The organism is Streptomyces sp. NPDC022552, from assembly GCF_055561875.1.
In genome coordinates this window covers 1-18,641 of sequence record NZ_JBVHGJ010000002.1, presented here as the reverse complement: position 1 = coordinate 18,641, position 18,641 = coordinate 1, and the positions used below count along the sequence as shown (strand labels likewise).

Sequence of the window (18,641 nt, the reverse complement as noted above, 5' to 3'; positions counted from 1 at the left end):
GGACTCTTCAGTCCCCCTGGTGCGTCCCCGTCAGTCAGTCAGCGAAGGCATCGCGTGGGGGCGCAGGACCATGAGCGGGCCTTCCGGGGTTGCCACCATGGCGAAGGGGAAGCGGTCGACCTCCAGGCAGAGGGCGACGTCGTCCGGGTGGGCTCCTCGACGCACCCCTTCCGTCAGTTCGGTGGCGGCGCGTGACTCGGCGGCGCGGCGGAGGAACTCGGCCGCGTCCGTCACGGTCTCGGTGGTCCTTCGAGCGATGTACTGGGCACACGCCAGGTCTTCCTCGGCCCGACCGTCTTCGCCCGTGACCACGAACGTGACACTGTCGCTCCTACGCGCCCGCAGGAACGACGCCGTCGCCTCCGCCACCACGAAGCCGGCGCACAGCACCAGCGACGCCTCCTTCACGGCGAGGGCGCCGACCGTTCCCGCCGTGGTCTTCTGCACGACCGTACGTCCGCCGAGGTCGACGGAGCGCAGCAGGCCCGGCGAGTTGACCGCGTCGAAACCGGGCGCGGGCGGGCCGTCCTTGAGCGTCACCCAGTCCGGGTGGCGCGCCTTCAACTCCAGGGCCTCGTCCAGCGACCCGGCGAGAACGATCTTTTCCGCCCCTTGCGCGAAGGCCCAGGCGGCGACGGTGAAAGCGCGCATGACGTCGACCACGACCGCCACGGACGGGGTTTCGACCAGATCGGTGATGCCACGGAAACGAGCGTCCATCCGGTCATGATCACGCATGCCCGACGCGAAGCGCTCGGAGAGTGGTGCGCCTCACTCGTTCCAGCGAGGCGCGGTCAGTCGCGGGGCTCGATGCCGAGATCGGTGAGCAGGACGCGGATGCGTTGTTCGATCTCGTCACGGATGGGGCCGTCACCGCCGCCACGGAACGGCTCGAGAACGCGGGCCTGGCGACCTTCGCTGCTACGCCGTCCAGGACAAGGTCCGGGTCACGGGTCGCGGTCCGAGGTCCGCTCCCCGGAGCGGCCGGGCGCGGAGGCCGATGCCTGCTCCTGCGGACCGGCGAGGTTGATCCCGGACCGGAAGAACGTCCGCGGGCCCCCCGCTACCGCGCCGCCCCCGCCGCCCTCCGTTCGGCGAGGAAAGCGCGGTACCAGGGGGCCGCCGCCGCGAGGCGGGACAGGGGGCCCGGGCCCGGGGGGCACGAGGTCGCGTGCCAGATGTCCTCGGACGCGTACCAGTGGTCCTGGGCGAGCAGTGAGAACTGACGCTCGCTCATCCGGCCCGGCGTGCTCCGCAGTCGGTCGAGGCAGGCCCCCCACGGCCAGTCCTCCTCGGCCGAGGGCAGGACGTCCAGGGCCGCCAGCGCCGCCATCAGGTCGCCATTACTGACAGGCCGGGGATGACTCGCGTGGTACACCCCGGACGCCGGCGCGTCCGGCGCGGTCGCCAGGGCCGTGATCAGGCGGGCCAGGTCGTCCACGTCCACCAGCGACAGCATCCCGCGCCCGCCGTCCCATCGGGCCGGAACCCGTTCGAGCAGCTCCGCGAGCGCGGGCACCACCCAGCGGTCGCCCGCGCCCAGGACGAGCCCGGGGCGCAGCACGATTCCGCCCGCGGCCAGCACCGGCGTCTCGCCGGCCAGCCGGGTGCGGCTGGCGGGTGAGACCGGCGCGGGCGCGATCTCATCGACCGCGATCCCGCGGTGCGGGCCCGGTCCGTAGACCGCCGCGGTGGACAGGTGGACGACACGGTCCACCCCCCAGTGGACGGCCGCGTCGACGAGGGCCGCCGTTCCCCTCATGTTGACCGCCGCGCACTGGGCCTCGTCGCCGGAGATGCGCGAGGCCAGGTGGATCAGGACGTCCGCCCCGCCCTCCGCCCCACGCAGCGACGCCCGGTCCGTCAGGTCCACGGGCACCCACGTCACGCCGGGAACGGCCCACGCCGAGGTCGTCGCAGACGCCGGCACAGGCGCCGACGCAGGTGCCGAGGCCGACGCAGGTGCCGAGGCCGATCGGCCGAGAGCGCGGACCGAGAGCTCGCGGCCCGTCTCCCGCGCGGACGCGGCCAGTTCGTGCAGCACGCGTGAACCCACGAAACCCGTCGCCCCGGTCAGTACGACCCGTAGGGGACGGCTCACGTGGCGCCCACCGCGTCCCCCTCGGGGATCCGCAGGCCGCGCATGACGGACGCCGGCGCAAGGGCCGGCAGCAGACAGCGCCACATGTCGGCGATCCGACGGGGCAGGTCGGCACGGCCGGTGGAGAGCTGCGACATGACCTGCGTACCGGTGTACGCGGCGACCAGGAGCTGCGCGAAGGCGGCCTCGTCCACGCCGTCGAGCAGCTGGTCCTTCTGCCGCGCCACGACGAGCTCCTGATGGAAGCGGTCGGCCCACCACTCGTATATCGAGTACTCCTGCTTGCCCACCACGCCCTGCTCGACCGCCAGTCGGACACCGGCCCGCAACAGGGTGTTGCGCTGCATCTCGACCGCGAGATACCCGGTCATGTCCAGGAGCTGCTGGAGACCGCCCTCCCCCTCCGGGAACTTCAGGTCCGCGGCCTGTTCGAGGATGACCGCGCGGGCCAGCCCCTCCTTCGACCGGAAGTGGAAGTACACGGCACCCGCCGTGACGCCCGCACGATCCAGGATCTTGGTGATGCTCGCGCCGAGGTACCCGGCTTCGTCGAACACTTCCGCTGCGGCCCGGAGCACCAACTCCCGCGTGCGGATTGCCCGTTCCTGCCTGTGTTCCGCCACTGGCCCGTTACCTCGTATTACCTCGACAAAGAAAAAGAGTGACCACTATCTTATGTGAGCGGACAGCCGAGACACCAGTGCTCGGACCCCGCGAATCTTGTGGAACAGTCAGGGGAGAACTGTTGTGCCTCCGATAGACCTTGCGCGAGACCGGGCGACCACCGGTCCCGTGCCTGTGCCCATGTCGTACACCCATAAGACGAATCCCGCCGAAGTACTTCTGGCGAGCTGGCACCGGACGGGGAACGACACGTTCACCGTCACCGCCCGATGGCCTCGTGAGCACGCGTTCTACCTGGCCCGGTTCGGAAGGCACGACCCCCTCTTCCTGACGGAGACGGTGCGTCAGACGCTGCCGCTGCTGTCGCATGCCGCGTACGACGTCCCCTTCGGGCACCAGCTGCTCTGGAAGGACTTCGGCTGGGACGTGGATCCTGACGCGCTTCGGGTCGAGGGGGGCTCCGACGCCGAGGTCGCACTCCACATCACCGCTTCGGACGTGAAGTACCGCAGGGAACGGGCGACGGCCGTCACGCTCTCCGTCGAGGCCGAGCGCGCGGGCCGCCGACTGGCCACCGCCAGGACCAGTTTCACGATCCAGGACCGCGCCGTGTACGAGCGGCTGCGCGGCCGGTACGCCGACATCGAGAGCGCGAACGCCAGGGTGCTGCCGCTGCCGCCGCCCTCGCCCACCCAGCAGACGGGCCGCGACCGCTTCCAGGACGTCGTGCTCTCGTGCACCGACGTCCCCCTCCGCTGGCAACTGCGGACGGACACCTCGCATCCCGTCCTCTTCGACCACCCCGTCGACCACGCCCCGGGCATGCTGCTCCTCGAAGCCGCCCGCCAGGCCGCACAGGCGGCGGCGCACCCGCGGCAGACGCTGGTCGCCGGCATGCAGTGCGACTTCAGCCGGTACGCCGAACTCGACGCACCGTGCTGGCTCACGGCCAAGGCCCTGCCCCGCGACCTGGACGGGCGGCCTCGCATGCTGGTGACGGCGGAGCAGAACGACGAGGAGATCTTCACGTCGGTCGTCGCGCTGTACGAGGTACCTGCGGACCGCTGACGGAACCGGTCACGCGCGGTCGGTGGGCCCGGACGGCACTCGCCCGTCCGGGCCCCAGCCGTACCGGGTGGATCTCTCCTGCGATTACTTCACTGAGCAATCAGATGCGCATGCCCCAGAAGGTGGGTTCCACGATCTCGGTGTACTTGATCGAGCAACCGAGCTCTAGGCGCCGGCAGCCCGCAGCGAGTTGACCGTGGAGGCGTACTCGGGGTCGGCGGTCAGTGCGTTGAGCGCCGAGGAGAGGACGTCCGCGTACGTCGACCGGGCCGCCGCGTACCGTTCACGGCCCTCGTCCGTGATCACCGCGTAGACCCCTCGCTTGTCGGACGGGCACAGGTCCTTGAACGCGAATCCGGCCGCTTCCAGCCGGGCCACCAGACGCGTCACCGACGACTGACCGAGACCCACGCGCTCGGCCAGGTCCTGCATGCGCAGCTCACCGTCCTCGGCGTGGGCCAGCAACTCCAGCGCCCGGTACTCCGACAGGCCGATCCCATGACGCCGCTGGAGCGCATGCGCCAACTCCCGCTCCACACGGGCATGGAGCACCAGCAGACGGCTCCACACCGCCTGGTCGGACGACGCGGAGAGGGAAGCGGCCACGAGCTGACGCTCCTTTCATGAGGAGATTGACAACAGAGTACATGTACATGCAACCTCGTCTGGCCGCGTCGATCCGTCATCGGCCGACTACGGCAAGGAAGAATTTGCACGTACAAGCAACTTACTGGAAGTGGGTCAGTTCCGTGTCGTCTCCCTCCTCGCAGAGCCCGGCGCCCCAGAACGCCGACGTCGGATGGGCCTGGCTGCTGTTCTCGTCGCTGTTCGAGATCACCTTCGCGCTCTCGACCGAGGCCACCGACGGCTTCACCAGACTCGGCCCGTCCCTGCTCACCGTGGCCGCCGCCTCCTGCGGCATCTTCACCCTCTCCATGGCGCTGAAGACCGTGGACGTCGGCGTGGGTTACACCGTGTGGGCCGGTATCGGCGGTGTCGGCACCGTCGTCTTCGGCACGCTGATCTACGACGAGCCGATGACCGTGTGGAAGGTGATCGCCTTCGTCCTGATCATCGGCGGCGCCCTCGGGCTGCGTATCTCCGACAGCGTCGCCGCGAAGAAGCAGGCGGCCGCCGACGAGGCCACGAGCGCCCCGGCCGCACAGCCCGCCGCCTGACGCGCGCCCGGCCTGACGCTCGCTCCGTCCCTCCGCCCGTTCCCCGCACCGTCGACGCCCTGCCGACGCCCTATCGAAACGAGTGACACCACCATGACCTGGGTCTACCTCGGCATCGCCATCGTCTTCGAGGTCTTCTTCGCCCTCGGCACCAACGCCACCAAGGGATTCACCCGCCTGTGGCCCTCCGTGCTCACGCTGCTCGCAGCCGCGGGCGGTATCTACTCCCTGTCCCTGGCCCTGCGCGAACTCGACGTCTCCGTCGGCTACACGATCTGGACCGGCATCGGCGGCGTCGGCACGGTCATCTGCGGCGCGATCATCTTCAAGGAGAGGATCACGCTCGCCCGGCTGCTCTCCTTCGCCTCCATCATCGGCGGCGCCGTCCTGCTCCGTCTGACGGCAGTCTGAGCGACCGTCAAGGGCCCGTCGGGCGGCCGTCCGACCGACCCGCGGCATCCGCGCACGGGCACGACCGTGCCCCGGTCCGCAGGGGGGAGGCTGCGGACCGGGGCACGGCCGTTCATGGGGTGCGCCCGGTGATCAGGGAGCCGGAGGGCGACGGAGGCCCGCACCGCCGGCACCCGCACCGCCGGCACCCGTACCGGCACCGGCACTCGCGCCGTCAGCGAGGCGTGCTCTCGACGCGCTCCGCCTTCTCCTCGGGCAGGGAGGCCGGGGCCTGCTCCTCGGACGCGGTCCTGGGCAGCCAGCGAAGCGCCAGGATGCCGAGCGCGACGTGCAGGAAGCTGGCCACCGCCACAGCCGCGTGCAGGCCGGTGACGAAGGCCGACTTCGCGTCCGTGACCACCGAAGACGCGAGACCGGGGAGCTGGAGGGTCTCGTCGAGCGTGGGCGCGAGGTCGGGCCCCTGGAGCCGGAAGAGCAGCGCGGCGAGGGAGCCGATGAGCGCGATGCCGAGGGCGTTGCCGATCTCGTTGCTGGTCTCGGCGATCGCGCCGGCCGAACCGGCTCGCTCGGCCGGGACCGCGCCGACCGCGGTGTCGGCGACGACGCTGAAGGAGATGCCGTAGCCCAGGCCCGCGATGGACGTGGAGGCGATGTACCAGCCGACGCCGCCGGTGATGGTGGTGGGGAGCAGGAACAGCAGCCCGGCCGCGATGGAGAAGTGGCAGATGATCAGAATCGTCCGCTTGCCGATCCGGTCGACCACCATGGGCGTGACGACACAGGTCACGGTGAGGACCACCGCGCCGGGAAGTGCCAGGAGTGCCGCCTGCAGGACGGGGAGGTCGAGGACGGACTGGAGGTAGACGCCCGACAGGTAGGCGGCCGCCGACCAGGCTGCCAGCGGCAGCAGGCCTGTGATGATCGCGACGGTGAAGACCCGGTCGCGGAAGAGGGAGAAGTCCATCAACGGGTACTCGAGGTGCCGCTGCCGGCGCACGAACAGGGCCAGGAGCACCACGCCGCCCAGTCCCACGAGGACGGAGAGCAGCGAGAACCCTTCGGCGGCCGCGTGCTTGAGGCCGTACACGAGGCCCAGGAGGCCGGCTGCCGAGGCCACGACGCTGAAGACGTCGACGCGGCCGGGACGGGTCGTACTCACCTCACGCAGCAGGATGGGCGCGAAGATGAGGAACAGGGCGATGACGGGCAGGTTGATCAGGAAGACCGAGCCCCACCAGAAGCGCTCGAGCAGGATGCCACCCGCGACCGGGCCGATGGCGAACCCAGCCGCGAAGGCCGCGGCGAAGATGCCGATGGCCTGCGCCCGCCGTCGCGGGTCGGTGAACAGCTCGCTCAGCACGGCCAGCGCCGACGGCAGCAGAGTCGCACCGGCCACACCCATCAGAGCGCGGGACGCGATGAGAAGCTCCGCGCTGGGCGCGAAGGCGGACGCCGCGGACGCGAGGCCGAAGACGGTGGCTCCGATCATCAGCAACTTCAGCCGACCGTACCGGTCACCGATGTTGCCGAACGCGATCAGCAGCGAGCCGACCGCGAAGCCGTAGATGTCCAGGGTCCACAGGGCCTGATCGGCTGTGGGGGTGAGGTCCTGACTGACCCGGGGCATCGCCAGGTACAGGATCGACCCGTCCATGGAGACCAGCAGGACGGGGCCGAGTACGACCAGCAGTCCCAGCCACGCACGCAGGCCGGGTGAGTTGTGTGTGTGCTGTTCCGACATGCCTCGACCGTCGGCCATCGCCCTGCCGACAGCCACCCCCCTGCTGGGGGTACACCTGACAGGTATACCCACCGGTGCGCACGGTCGGCTTACGCTTGCAGTCGTGGAGAGCCTCGGAACGTTCTTGAAGAGCCGCCGTGACCGGGTCACCCCGGCCGAGATCGGGCTGCGCACCCATGGCAACGGGCGCCGCGTTCCCGGGCTGCGGCGGGAGGAGCTCGCCCAGCTCGCCGGAGTGAGCGCGGGCTACTACACGCGGCTGGAGCAGGGGCAGGCCGAGACGGCCTCGGAGCAGGTGCTCGACGCGCTCGCCCGGGCGCTTCAGCTCGACTCGACCGAGACCGTGCACCTGCACAACCTCGCTCGGCACTCGCCGACGCCACGGCTTGCCGAGCCTCCGGCGGAGGAACCCCACCAGCGCGTCCTCGCGCTCCTGGAATCCCTCGGCGAGGCGACGCCGGCGATCGTTCTGGGCCGCCGCGGAGACGTGCTCGCGTGGAACCGCAGCGGGCACGCGCTTCTCGCCGAGCACATCGCCTTCGAGACGCCGGACGATCCGGAACGGCGCCCGTCGATCCCCCGCATGTTCTTCCTCGATCCGGTGACGCGTGACCTGTACAGCAACTGGCACACGCTCGCCCGCGCACACGTGGCGTACCTCCGGCTGACCGCCGGCCGCTATCCCACCGATGCGCGTCTGGCGGGGCTGATCGGCGAACTCACCATGCGCAGCGACGACTTCTCGGCCCTGTGGGCGAATCGGGATGTCGCGGACTGCACCACGGGAACGATGCACATACAGCACACGACCGTGGGCGCGGTGAGTGTCGACTACCAGGTCTGGCTGCAGCCTGACAGCCCCGACCACCGCCTCGAGGTCTACACCCCGAACGATTCGAGTTCCGCCGACGCCCTGCAGGTCCTGACCCACCAGAGCCACCGCTCCGCCGATTCCCAGCGCGACGGCTGATCGGCGTACTCGCTTTCACCGCCGCCGACACCGTACGGGCCCCGGTCCGTACGGTGTCGGCGCGTTTCCGCCTGCCCGCGATCCATTGGCCTCGCGGGCACGATCACTGCGCAGTCGCTTTCGCGCGACGGACATGACATAGACGTTCTTCGGCTTAGCCATGGGGTGCTCGACTAGGTAGCGTCGTGTCGCGAGCAGGGGTGGCGCGCCCCGGGTTCCCTGTACCTGTGGGCCAGTACATCGTGTCCGAATTCGATGATCCCTTTCCCGTCCGAAGCGGGACGGCGCCGCCGGGAGACCACCGGCCACCAATCCCTCTCGCTGTCAGCCGAGATCAGGTCCGTACACGACGCGGAGACCAAAATGCGACTTGCGCAAGTGATGGAAAACGTAATGGTGCGCCATGCCGATCGGCCGGCCATCGGAGAACGTGCCAAGGAATTTGTGCAGGACCCGGGGACCGGCCGTGTGTCGTACCGTCTGCTCCCGCGGTACGAGAAGACCAGTTTCGGCGAGCTGTGGGCGCGTGTGCGCGCGGTGGCGAACGAATGGCATGGTGACGCGCGGCATCCGCTGAGGCCCGGCGACCGGGTCGCCATGCTCGGGTTCGCGAGCGGCGACTACACCGTCGTCGATCTGGCGTGCACGTACCTCGGGTTCGTCAGTGTCCCGCTCCAGACCAGCTCGCCCGCGTCGCAGCAGAGGACCATCGTCGACGAGACGGAGTCCCGCGTCGTCGCCGCGAGCGTCGAACGCCTGGACAGGGCGGTGGAGCTCGCTCTTGGGAGCCCGTCGGTCGAGCGCATCCTGGTCTTCGACTTCCACACGGAGGTCAGCGACCACGTCGACGCGTTGGACGAGGCGCGCGACCGCCTCACGGGTGCCGGCCGGTCCGTGCGTGTCGATCCCCTTCCCGAGGTGCTCCGCCGGGGGGCCGGTCTTCCCGAAGCGCCGCTGTTCGTCCCGGGCGACGACGACGACCCGCTCGCGATGCTCATCTACACCTCGGGGAGCACGGGAACGCCCAAGGGCGCGATGTACACCGACCGTCTGACCAGCGCGATGTGGGGAGGTGCGTGGTCGAAGCTCTTCTCCGAGGGCGAGACGGTCACCTTCAGCTACATGCCGATGAGCCATGTCGCCGGCCACTCCTCGCTGAAGAACACCCTGGCGCGGGGCGGCATCACGTACTTCACGGCCAGGAGTGATCTGTCGACCTTCTTCGAGGACATCGCGCTGGCGCGCCCGACGGAGCTCTCGCTGATCCCGCGAATATGCGAGTTGATCTTCCAGAAGTACCAGAGCGAACTCGACCGGCGGACCACGGCGGGCACCGCCGACCGTGCCGCCCTGGAGGCTCAGGTCAAGGAGGAGATGCGGGTGAACCTGCTCGGCGGCCAGGTCGCCTGGGCCGGCTGCGCGTCCGCTCCCCTGTCCGCCGAGCTGACGACCTTCATGGAGTCTCTCCTCGGCCTCGACCTGCACAACATCTACGGCTCCACCGAGGCCGCGGCCGTTTCGGTGGACGGGGAGATGCTGAGCCCGCCGGTCATCGACCACAAGCTCGTCGACGTTCCCGAACTCGGCTACTACCTCACCGATTCCCCGCATCCCCGCGGAGAACTGCTGCTCAAGACCGACGCCCTCATTCCCGGCTATTACAACCACCCGGAGCTGACCGCCGAACTCCTCGACGAGGACGGTTTCTACAAGACGGGTGACATCGTCGCCGAGATCGGGCCGGGCCGGCATGCCATCATCGACCGCCGCAAGAGTGTGCTGAAGCTTTCTCAGGGCGAATTCGTGGCGACCGCGCGCCTGGAGGCCATTTTCGCCTACAGCCCTCTGGTCCGCCAGGTATTCGTGTACGGAAACAGTGAACGGTCCTATCTGCTGGCTGTCGTCGTCCCTTCCACGGACGCCCTCACCCGATTCGAGGGCCGGACGGAGGAACTTCAGCAGGAGCTCAGCGATTCCTTCGTCGAGGTCGCGAAGGAGGAAGGGCTGAACTCCTACGAGATCCCGCGCGAATTCCTGATCGAGACCGAGCCGTTCAGCCAGGACAACGGCCTGCTCTCGGATCACCGGAAGCTTCTGCGTCCCCGCCTTCTGGAGCGGTACCGGGAGCGGCTGGAAGAGCTGTACGTGGACATCGCCGCGCGGGAGAACGAGGAGCTGCTGGACGTGCGCCGCGGCGCCGCGGAGCGGTCCGTGCTGGAGACGCTCCAGCGTGCGGCCCGGGCGCTGCTCGCCGGCTCGGGGGTCGAGGTGAGCCCCTCGGCGCACTTCAGGGATCTGGGTGGCGACTCGCTCACCGCGGTGTCGTTCTCCGACCTGCTCGACGACATCTTCGAGGTCCGGGTCCCGGTGGACATGATCATCAGTGCGGCCACCGACCTCCAGCAGATGGCCGACCACATCGAGGCCAAGCGCGAGAACGGACTGAACCGGCCCGGCTTCGCGTCGGTGCACGGGCAGGGAAGCACCGAGGTCCGGGCCGCCGACCTCACCCTGGAGAAGTTCATCGACGCGGAGACGCTCGCCGAGGCCAAGCGACTGCCGCTTCCCGAGTCGCCTCGGACCGTCCTGCTGACCGGGGCGAGTGGGTATCTCGGGCGCTTCCTGACCCTGGAGTGGCTGGAGCAGCTGGCGACGACCGACGGCCGGCTGGTCTGCCTCGTGCGCGGGAAGGACGTGGCGGCTGCCAGGAAACGCCTGGAGGAGTCGTTCGCCGGCGGCGACGGGCAGCCGGCGCAGCGGTTCGAGACCCTGGCCGCCGACCACCTGGAGGTCGTGGCGGGCGACATGGCGGAACCGCAGCTGGGACTGAGCGACCGCACCTGGGAGAGGCTGTCCCAGGAGGTGGACGTGATCGTCCATGCCGGCGCTCTCGTCAACCATGTGCTGCCGTACAACCACCTGTTCGAGGCCAACGTGGTGGGCAGCGCCGAGCTGATCCGGCTGGCGCTCACCGGACGGATGAAGCCGTTCACCTACATATCCAGCGTGGCCGTCGCCACCTCCCAGAGCCCCGCTCTCGGGGAGGACCCCGACGTCAGGCAGGCGCTCCCCGTACAGCCGGTCGACGCGGGGTACGCCAGCGGCTACGCGACGAGCAAGTGGGCGGGAGAGGTGCTGCTGCGCGAGGCGCACGACCTGTGCGGTCTCCCGGTCACCGTGTTCCGGTCGAACATGATCCTCGCCCACAGCCGCTACGGCGGACAGCTCAACGTCCCCGACATGTTCTCCCGGCTTCTCTTCAGCGTGCTCGCGACCGGTGTCGCGCCCGCGTCCTTCTACCGCGCCGACGGTGAGGGGAAGCGGCCGAGGGCGCACTACGACGGTCTCCCCGTGGACTTCACCGCCGCGGCTGTGGTGACGCTGGGCGGACAGATCACCGGCGAGTACCGGACGTTCAGTCTGGTGAACCCGCACGACGACGGGATCTCGCTCGACACCTTCATCGACTGGCTGAGCGATGCGGGCCGTCGCATCGAGCGGATCGACGACTACGCGGACTGGCTGGACCGGTTCGAGACGGCGATGCGGGCGCTTCCCGAGGAGCAGCGGCAGTACTCGTCATTGCCGCTCATCCATGGATTCAAGGATCCGGAGACCGCGGTGCGCGGATCCGACATTCCCTCCGAGCGATTCCGTGCGGCCGTCCGGGCCGCGAAGGTCGGGGCCCACGAGGACATCCCGCACATCTCCCCCTCGCTCATCGAGAAATACGCCCGGGATCTGACGTCGCTCATGTCCGCCTGAATCGACTGGTCGCACGGGTCCGACGACCGGCACGCACGCCGCTTCGGCAGGAATGGTCCCATCCTGCCGGGCGGCGCGTTCTCTCCTCACAGGACCGAGGTCACGTTGATCGAAACTCTGCTGCCCATTCCGATGGTTTCCGCGGAGCGGTTCAGTGACGTCTCGGGTGACATTCTCTTTCCTTCCGAACGTCAGGTGATCGCCGGGGCGGGCATCTCGCGGCGTCGAGAATTCGCCACCGTACGGGCCTGCGCCCGCACGGCACTCGCGCAGCTCGGCATTCCCCCGGCGCCGATCCTGCCCGACGCCGAGGGCGCTCCCCGGTGGCCCGCCGGCGTCGTCGGTTCCCTGACGCACTGCGCGGGCTACCGGGCCGCGGCCGTGGCCCGCGCGTGCGACGTGGTGGCGATCGGTATCGACGCCGAACCCGATGCGCCGATCCCCACCCGCGGCGCGCGCGATCTCGTCACTGTGGCCGAGGAGCGCGCCCACATCGCGGAGCTGGGTGAGCGCAGTCCCGGTGTCAGCTGGGATCGGCTGATCTTCAGCGCGAAGGAGAGCGTCTACAAGGCCTGGTATCCGCTGACCGGCCGATGGCTGGAATTCGACCAGGTATTGATCACCGTCTCTCCCGACGACGGCACGTTCTCCGCCCGTCTGCTCGTACCGGGGCCGAAAATCGGCGCGCGGAGAATCCGCGGATTCGCGGGCGGCTGGACACAGGCCCAGGGGCTTCTCCTCACGGCCGTCGCCGTGACGCCGGCGGTTCATTCCCCCTGCTCGGACTCCGCCCCCGAGCGCACTTGACGTACTCCTGGAGCCGTCGTTGCGCGGCCCATTCCGTCGGCCGATAGTGAAGTTCGACGGATCGGCGCACGCGCTGAAATGAAAGCGCCGACGTGCTCGACCACCGAGAAGGCACGCCGACGGCGCACGGCACTTTCGGAATTGCCCATGCCCCGCCGGAAACCGTCCGTGAACCGCTGAATACCGCGTCGTCCAGACGGATCCGGCCGGCGCACTCCTGTCCGTGCCCCGCTGCGAATTGACCCACGTCCGCTCCTGCCCGGATTCGCTCCGGCATGCTCGCTGAGGGAATCGATGATCGACATCCAGTCCTACCTCCGGTCCATACCCGCGCTGCAGCAGCCCGACTGGGAAGGCCACGCCTCCCTGGAAGAGGTCCGTACGGATCTCGGGCGGATGCCGGCTCTCGTGGACGCCGAAGCCGTCCGTCGTCTGCGCGCGCTGCTGATGGAAGCCGCCGCAGGGCACCTCCAGGTGATCCAGACCGGCGACTGCGCCGAGGACCCCGCCGAGGCCACCCCCGAGGACGTCTCGCGCAAGGCCGCGCTGCTCGACGTGCTGGCCGGCACGATGAAGCTCGCCTCGGGCAGGCCCATCATCAGGGTGGGAAGGATCGCCGGGCAGTACGGCAAGCCCCGCTCCTCCCCGACCGAGACCGTCAACGGCACCCAACTGCCGGTCTACCGAGGGCACATGGTCAACCGCCCCGAGCCGGACGCGGTGCTGCGCCGGCCCGACCCCCGGCACCTGCTGAGCGGCTACCGGGCCGCGAGCGACACCATGCACTACCTCGGCTGGCGCGGCACCGCCAGCCGGTCCGAGCTCGAGGTTCCGGTGTGGACCAGCCACGAGGCGCTGCTGCTGGACTACGAACTGCCGCTGCTGCGCCGGGAACCGGACGGCTCGCTGCTGCTGACGTCCACGCACTGGCCGTGGGTGGGCGAGCGGACCCGGCAGCTCGACGGCGCCCACATCGGGCTCCTGGCCGCGGTCTCCAACCCGGTCGCCGTCAAGGTGGGCCCGACCATGACACCCGACGAGCTGCTCGCCCTGTGCGAGCGCCTGGACGCCCAGCGGCGTCCCGGACGGCTGACGCTGATCTCCCGTATGGGTGCCGACAACGCCGGCGAGCGGCTGCCCGCGCTGGTCGAGGCGGTCGCCAAGGCCGGTCACCCGGTGCTGTGGCTGTCGGACCCGATGCACGGGAACACGGTCTCCAGTCCCGAAGGGCTCAAGACGCGCCTGGTGCGGACGGTCGTCCGCGAGGTCGAGAACTTCCAGGCCGCGGTGAGCCAGAACGGCGGCGTCGCGGCGGGCCTGCACCTGGAGACGACCCCGGACACGGTCACCGAGTGCGTGAGGGACGAGTCCGGCCTCGACCGACTCGGCGACAAGTACCTCAGCTTCTGCGACCCCCGCCTCAACCCCCAGCAGGCCATCGAGGTCGTCTCGGCCTGGCGGGGCTGAACCCGGCGCCGCACGACGGCACGCCCGCACACATCCGTACCCGTGGAACTCCCCAGCGAAGAGAGGACCGACCGGCCCATGTCCGGTATCCCCCCGATCGAGCCCTATCCGATGCCCCAGGAGGGCGAGCTGCCGGAGAACACCGTCAGCTGGCCCGTGGACCCCCGCCGGGCCGTACTGCTGCTGCACGACATGCAGGAGTACTTCCTCAAGCCGTTCCCGCGCTCCGAGGCGCCCGGCGACGCCCTGGTCGGCAACACCGCGCTGCTGCGCGAGCGGTGCGTCGAGCTCGGCATCCCCATCGCGTACACGGCCCAGCCCGGCGGCATGACGCCCGAAGAGCGCGGACTCCTGAAGGACTTCTGGGGGCCGGGGATGAACCCCACGCCCGAGCACCGCAAGGTGGTCGAACCCCTCGAACCGGGCCCCGGCGACTGGACGTTCACCAAGTGGCGCTACAGCGCCTTCTTCAAGTCCGACCTGCTGGAGCGGATGCGGTTCCACCAGCGCGACCAGCTGATCATCTGCGGTGTGTACGCGCACGTGGGCGTCCTGATGACGGCGGTCGAGGCGTTCACCAACGACATCCAGCCCTTCCTGGTGGCCGACGCCGTGGCCGACTTCTCGGCCGGCCACCACCGGCAGGCCCTCGACTACGCGGCACAGCGCGCGGCCCGCGTCGTGTCCGCCAAGACCGTGCTGAGCGAACTCGACGCGGGCGACGCGGCGCTCTGACCGGGCCCCACCGCCGAAAGGAATCCCCATGGCAAGGCAGGACAGCGCGCACGACCTCCTGGCACGCATCCTCGACGGCTCGGCCGGCGCGTTCGCACTGATGCACCGGCCCGAGACGGTGGACCCGGACACCCTGGAGCTGCTGGCCGGCGACGTGACGCAGATCGCGTCGCTCGCCGACCTCGACCTGCCCCCGCAGGACGGCACGGGTGCCCGTACGGAGCTGCTCACCCTCATCCCCTACCGCCAGCTCGCCGAGCGGGGCTTCGCCGCTCCCGACGACGGGGCGCCGCTGCTGGCGATGACGGTGCGCGAGCAGGCGGCGGTGCCGCTGCGCGCGACGCTTCCGCTGCTGCCGGACGAGCCGGTGAAGCTGACCGACGGCCACTTCGACGTGGACGACGAGGCCTACGCCGAGATCGTGCGGCGGGTCGTCGCGGACGAGATCGGCACCGGCGAGGGCGCCAACTTCGTGATGCGGCGCACGTTCACGGCACAGCTGCCCGGGTTCGGTCTGCCCGCGGCGCTGTCGTTCTTCCGCCGCCTGGTGCAGCGGGAGGCGGGGGCGTACTGGACGTTCCTCGTGCACACCGGCGAGCGGACGTTCGTGGGCGCCACGCCCGAGCGGCACATCAGCGTCCACGACGGCACGGCCGTGATGAACCCGATCAGCGGCACCTACCGCTACCCGGCGGGCGGCCCGGACCTCGACGGCGTCATGGAGTTCCTCGCCGACCCCAAGGAGGCCGACGAGCTGTACATGGTCGTCGACGAGGAACTCAAGATGATGGCCCGGATCTGCCCGGAGGGCGGCCGGGTGGTGGGCCCCTATCTCAAGGAGATGGCGCGGCTGGCGCACACCGAGTACTTCATCGAGGGCCGGACCGACCGCGATGTGCGGGACATCCTGCGCGAGACGCTGTTCGCGCCGACCGTGACCGGCTCCCCGCTGGAGAGCGCCGCGCGGGTCATCAGCCGGTACGAGCCCCAGGGCCGCGGTTACTACAGCGGTGTGGCCGCCCTGATCGGCCGCGACGCCGCGGGCGGCCGCACCCTGGACTCGTCGATCCTGATCCGTACCGCCGACATCGACGACGAGGGCATCATGCGGATCGGGGTCGGCGCGACCCTGGTGCGCCACTCCGACCCGGAGTCCGAGGTGCACGAGACCCGGGCCAAGGCGGCCGGGCTGCTCGCCGCGCTCGGTGACCCCGAGCCCATCCGGTTCGGGGCGCACCCCGCGGTCCGCGAGGCCCTCGACGAACGCAACGAGCGCATCGCCGACTTCTGGCTGAAGGACCAGGGATCACGGGACGGCACGGGCGGTCCGCTGTCCGGCCGGCGGGTGCTGGTGATCGACGCCGAGGACACCTTCACGGAGATGATCGCGCATCAGATACGTTCGCTCGGCGGCGAGGTGAGCGTACGGCGCTTCGACGAGCGCTACTGCTTCGACGAGCACGACCTGGTCGTGATGGGGCCCGGTCCCGGCGACCCGCGCGAGACGAACGACCCGAAGATCGCGCACCTGCGGTCGGCGGTGGCCCAGCTCCTGGAGGAGCGCCGGCCGTTCATGGCGGTCTGCCTGAGCCACCAGGTGCTCAGCACCCTGATCGGACTCGACCTGGTGCGCCGGCCGACGCCCAACCAGGGCGCCCAGCACGAGATCGACCTCTTCGGCGCACGGGAGCGGGTCGGCTTCTACAACACCTTCGCCGCGCACTCCGAGGGTGACTCCTTCGAGCACCCGGTGCACGGGCGTGTCGAGGTCAGCCGTGACCCGAGGACGGGCGAGGTGCACGGTCTACGGGCGGCCGGTTTCGTGTCCATGCAGTTCCACGCCGAGTCCGTACTGACCGTCGACGGGCCCCGCATCATCGGCACGCTCCTCGCGGAGGTGGCCGGCGGCTGACCCGGGCGGCCCTTCGCTCCTCGGCCGCACAGGGCGAGACGGCCGTCAGGACGCCCGGGGTGTGCGGCGATCTCTCCCGGACCGCCGCACACGCGGCGGCCGTACTCGCAAAGGACAGCCATGACCATCGCCGTACCGGCGACCCCCGCCCTGCACGCCCGGATACCCGGGTCGAAGTCGCTCACCAACAGGGCGCTGCTGCTCGCGGCCGCCGCCGACTCGACGAGCGCCCTCGGCGCCCCGCTGGTCAGCGACGACACCGCGGCCTTCCGCGAGGCCCTGGACGGCCTCGGCGTCCGCATCGACTCCCCCGACGACGACAGCGTCTGGAACGTGACCGGCCTGGGCCGCGGCCCGGTCGGCACGGGGACCGCCTGGTGCGCCGACGCCGGCACGGCGGCCCGCTTCCTGCCGCCGTTCGCCGCCACGGGCCACGGCGACTTCGGCTTCGAGGGCTCCGACCAGCTCACCGCCCGCCCCGTGGCCCCCCTCGCCGACGCCCTGCGACGGCTGGGGGCCGACGTCACCACGGCACCCGGCGGGCGCCTGCCGCTGCGGGTGCGAGCGCGGGGCCTCGACGGCGGTGCGCTGACCGTGGACTCCACGCTCAGCAGCCAGTTCCTGACCGGGCTGCTCATGGCGGGCCCGCTGATGCGCCGGCCGCTCGCGCTGACCGTGCCGGAGCTTGTCAGCCGGCCGTACATCGACATGACGATCGCCCTGATGCGGCACTTCGGCGCCGAGGTCGAGGAAGCGTCCCCGGGCGAGTTCACCGTCCGGCCGACGGGCTACCGGGGTACCGATCTGCCGATCGAGCCGGACGCCTCCACGGCCTCGTACGTCTTCGCCGCCGCGGCGATCACCGGAACGAGCGTGCGCGTGCCCGGTCTCGGCCGCGGCAGCCTCCAGGGCGACCTGCGCTTCGCCGAGGTCCTGGCCCGGACGGGCGCCCGGGTGGAGACCACCGACGAGGCGACCACCGTGACCGGCACCGGAGAGTTCAGGGGCGGGTTCACGGTCGACATGGGCGAGATCTCGGACACCTTCATGACGCTCGCCGCGATCGCGCCCCTGGCCGACGCCCCGATCACCGTCACCGGCATCGGGCACGCGCGCCTGAAGGAGTCGGACCGGATCGCCGCCGTCGAGGGCAACCTGCGCGCGCTGGGCGTCCGGACCGAGACCGGCCGCGACTGGATGACGGTCCACCCCGGCGCTCCCGAGCCGGCGCGGATCGCCTGCCACCGCGACCACCGCATCGCGATGGCGTTCTCCGTCCTCGGTCTGCGCGCCGAGGGGATCACGCTCGACGACCCCGGCTGCGTCGCGAAGACCTTCCCGGGCTTCCACGAGGAGCTGAACCGGCTCTTCCCCCGCCACTCCGTACCGACGGGCCGGCACGTCCCGGCCGCAGAAGGGACCCGAGGATGAGCAGGTTGCGCTGGCTGACAGCCGGAGAGTCGCACGGTCCCGCGCTGGTCGCGACGCTGGAGGGTCTTCCCGCCGGTGTCCCGGTCACGACGGAGCTGGTGGCGGACCACCTTGCGCGGCGGCGTCTCGGCTATGGGCGCGGTGCGCGGATGAAGTTCGAGCGGGACGAGGTCACGTTCCTGGGTGGGGTCCGGCACGGTCTTTCGCTGGGTTCGCCGGTTGCGGTGATGGTGGGCAACACGGAGTGGCCGAAGTGGGAGAAGGTCATGTCGGCCGATCCCGTCGACCCCTCGGAGCTCAGGGAGACCGGTCGTAACGCGCCGCTGACGCGGCCGCGGCCGGGTCACGCCGACCTCGCCGGTATGCAGAAGTACGGGTTCGACGAGGCGCGGCCGATCCTGGAGCGGGCTTCGGCGCGTGAGACGGCGGCG

General features: G+C 70.3%; 16 protein-coding genes. 11 read left to right on the top strand and 5 right to left on the bottom strand.

The features are described 5' to 3' along the window. Positions 1-30 precede the first annotated feature (30 nt). The 3 genes from ACZ3OF_RS05005 to ACZ3OF_RS04995 all read right to left on the bottom strand — a co-directional run bounded on the left by ACZ3OF_RS05005 (position 31) and on the right by ACZ3OF_RS04995 (position 2,679). Positions 31-720: a 2-phosphosulfolactate phosphatase gene (locus ACZ3OF_RS05005; RefSeq protein ID WP_361678364.1), complete on the bottom strand. Its 690-nt coding sequence runs from the start codon at positions 718-720 to the stop codon at positions 31-33. A 343-nt stretch (positions 721-1,063) separates the two neighbouring features. Beyond that, positions 1,064-2,101 carry an NAD-dependent epimerase/dehydratase family protein gene (locus tag ACZ3OF_RS05000; RefSeq protein ID WP_361678361.1) on the bottom strand — a complete coding sequence of 346 codons (1,038 nt, stop codon included), beginning with the start codon at positions 2,099-2,101 and terminating at the stop codon, positions 1,064-1,066. Next, positions 2,098-2,679 carry a ScbR family autoregulator-binding transcription factor gene (locus ACZ3OF_RS04995; RefSeq protein ID WP_467303782.1) on the bottom strand — a complete coding sequence of 194 codons (582 nt, stop codon included), beginning with the start codon at positions 2,677-2,679 and terminating at the stop codon, positions 2,098-2,100. Before ACZ3OF_RS04995 ends, ACZ3OF_RS05000 begins: the two co-directional genes overlap by 4 nt. A gap of 226 nt (positions 2,680-2,905) precedes the next feature. On the opposite strand from ACZ3OF_RS04995, the gene ACZ3OF_RS04990 reads away from it, so the two are divergent. Beyond that, complete coding sequence (locus tag ACZ3OF_RS04990; RefSeq protein WP_467302892.1) at positions 2,906-3,793, top strand: ScbA/BarX family gamma-butyrolactone biosynthesis protein; 888 nt, start codon at positions 2,906-2,908, stop codon at positions 3,791-3,793. Between the two features lie 165 nt (positions 3,794-3,958). Here ACZ3OF_RS04990 and ACZ3OF_RS04985 read toward each other — a convergent pair whose 3' ends face one another. Next, the gene (locus ACZ3OF_RS04985; protein ID WP_361678352.1) at positions 3,959-4,399 is read right to left on the bottom strand and encodes a MarR family winged helix-turn-helix transcriptional regulator; all 441 of its coding nucleotides are present in this window, start codon (positions 4,397-4,399) and stop codon (positions 3,959-3,961) included. A 143-nt stretch (positions 4,400-4,542) separates the two neighbouring features. On the opposite strand from ACZ3OF_RS04985, the gene ACZ3OF_RS04980 reads away from it, so the two are divergent. After that, a complete protein-coding gene (locus ACZ3OF_RS04980) occupies positions 4,543-4,971 on the top strand; it encodes a DMT family transporter (RefSeq protein WP_361678348.1) in 429 nt (142 codons plus the stop codon). 93 nt (positions 4,972-5,064) lie between these two features. Beyond that, on the top strand, positions 5,065-5,382 hold the full coding sequence (locus tag ACZ3OF_RS04975; protein ID WP_361678345.1) for a DMT family transporter: 318 nt from the start codon (positions 5,065-5,067) through the stop codon (positions 5,380-5,382). 214 nt (positions 5,383-5,596) lie between these two features. Here the strand turns inward: ACZ3OF_RS04975 and ACZ3OF_RS04970 are convergent, their stop codons facing one another. Next, positions 5,597-7,123 carry an MFS transporter gene (locus ACZ3OF_RS04970; RefSeq protein WP_361678342.1) on the bottom strand — a complete coding sequence of 509 codons (1,527 nt, stop codon included), beginning with the start codon at positions 7,121-7,123 and terminating at the stop codon, positions 5,597-5,599. Between the two features lie 103 nt (positions 7,124-7,226). Here ACZ3OF_RS04970 and ACZ3OF_RS04965 point away from each other — a divergent pair, with 103 nt between their 5' ends. The 8 genes from ACZ3OF_RS04965 to ACZ3OF_RS04930 form a co-directional block, all read left to right on the top strand. Beyond that, on the top strand, positions 7,227-8,093 hold the full coding sequence (locus tag ACZ3OF_RS04965; protein ID WP_361678339.1) for a helix-turn-helix transcriptional regulator: 867 nt from the start codon (positions 7,227-7,229) through the stop codon (positions 8,091-8,093). Positions 8,094-8,348: 255 nt separating this feature from the next. Beyond that, a complete protein-coding gene (gene car, locus ACZ3OF_RS04960) occupies positions 8,349-11,858 on the top strand; it encodes a carboxylic acid reductase (protein WP_467302887.1) in 3,510 nt (1,169 codons plus the stop codon). 105 nt (positions 11,859-11,963) lie between these two features. Beyond that, positions 11,964-12,665, top strand: coding sequence for a 4'-phosphopantetheinyl transferase family protein (locus ACZ3OF_RS04955; protein WP_361678333.1), 702 nt, complete (start codon positions 11,964-11,966; stop codon positions 12,663-12,665). Between the two features lie 294 nt (positions 12,666-12,959). Then, positions 12,960-14,132, top strand: coding sequence for a 3-deoxy-7-phosphoheptulonate synthase (locus ACZ3OF_RS04950; RefSeq protein ID WP_467302883.1), 1,173 nt, complete (start codon positions 12,960-12,962; stop codon positions 14,130-14,132). A gap of 78 nt (positions 14,133-14,210) precedes the next feature. Further along, positions 14,211-14,867 (top strand): isochorismatase family protein, encoded by a 657-nt coding sequence (locus tag ACZ3OF_RS04945; protein WP_467302881.1) that lies wholly within the window; start codon positions 14,211-14,213, stop codon positions 14,865-14,867. A 28-nt stretch (positions 14,868-14,895) separates the two neighbouring features. Further along, on the top strand, positions 14,896-16,779 hold the full coding sequence (locus tag ACZ3OF_RS04940; protein ID WP_467302879.1) for an anthranilate synthase family protein: 1,884 nt from the start codon (positions 14,896-14,898) through the stop codon (positions 16,777-16,779). 120 nt (positions 16,780-16,899) lie between these two features. Beyond that, on the top strand, positions 16,900-18,210 hold the full coding sequence (gene aroA, locus ACZ3OF_RS04935; RefSeq protein ID WP_467302877.1) for a 3-phosphoshikimate 1-carboxyvinyltransferase: 1,311 nt from the start codon (positions 16,900-16,902) through the stop codon (positions 18,208-18,210). Beyond that, on the top strand, positions 18,207-18,641 hold a 435-nt coding region (locus ACZ3OF_RS04930), incomplete at its 3' end, for a chorismate synthase (RefSeq protein WP_467302875.1). The genes aroA and ACZ3OF_RS04930, both read left to right, overlap by 4 nt.

Coding starts and splice junctions, on each gene's coding strand:
- ACZ3OF_RS05005 (WP_361678364.1), bottom strand. CDS start 720: ATGGACGCTCGTTTCCGTGGCATCACCGATCTGGTCGAAACCCCGTCC.
- ACZ3OF_RS04990 (WP_467302892.1), top strand. CDS start 2,906: ATGTCGTACACCCATAAGACGAATCCCGCCGAAGTACTTCTGGCGAGC.
- ACZ3OF_RS04975 (WP_361678345.1), top strand. CDS start 5,065: ATGACCTGGGTCTACCTCGGCATCGCCATCGTCTTCGAGGTCTTCTTC.
- ACZ3OF_RS04970 (WP_361678342.1), bottom strand. CDS start 7,123: ATGTCGGAACAGCACACACACAACTCACCCGGCCTGCGTGCGTGGCTG.
- car (WP_467302887.1), top strand. CDS start 8,349: ATGATCCCTTTCCCGTCCGAAGCGGGACGGCGCCGCCGGGAGACCACC.
- ACZ3OF_RS04950 (WP_467302883.1), top strand. CDS start 12,960: ATGATCGACATCCAGTCCTACCTCCGGTCCATACCCGCGCTGCAGCAG.
- ACZ3OF_RS04945 (WP_467302881.1), top strand. CDS start 14,211: ATGTCCGGTATCCCCCCGATCGAGCCCTATCCGATGCCCCAGGAGGGC.
- ACZ3OF_RS04940 (WP_467302879.1), top strand. CDS start 14,896: ATGGCAAGGCAGGACAGCGCGCACGACCTCCTGGCACGCATCCTCGAC.
- aroA (WP_467302877.1), top strand. CDS start 16,900: ATGACCATCGCCGTACCGGCGACCCCCGCCCTGCACGCCCGGATACCC.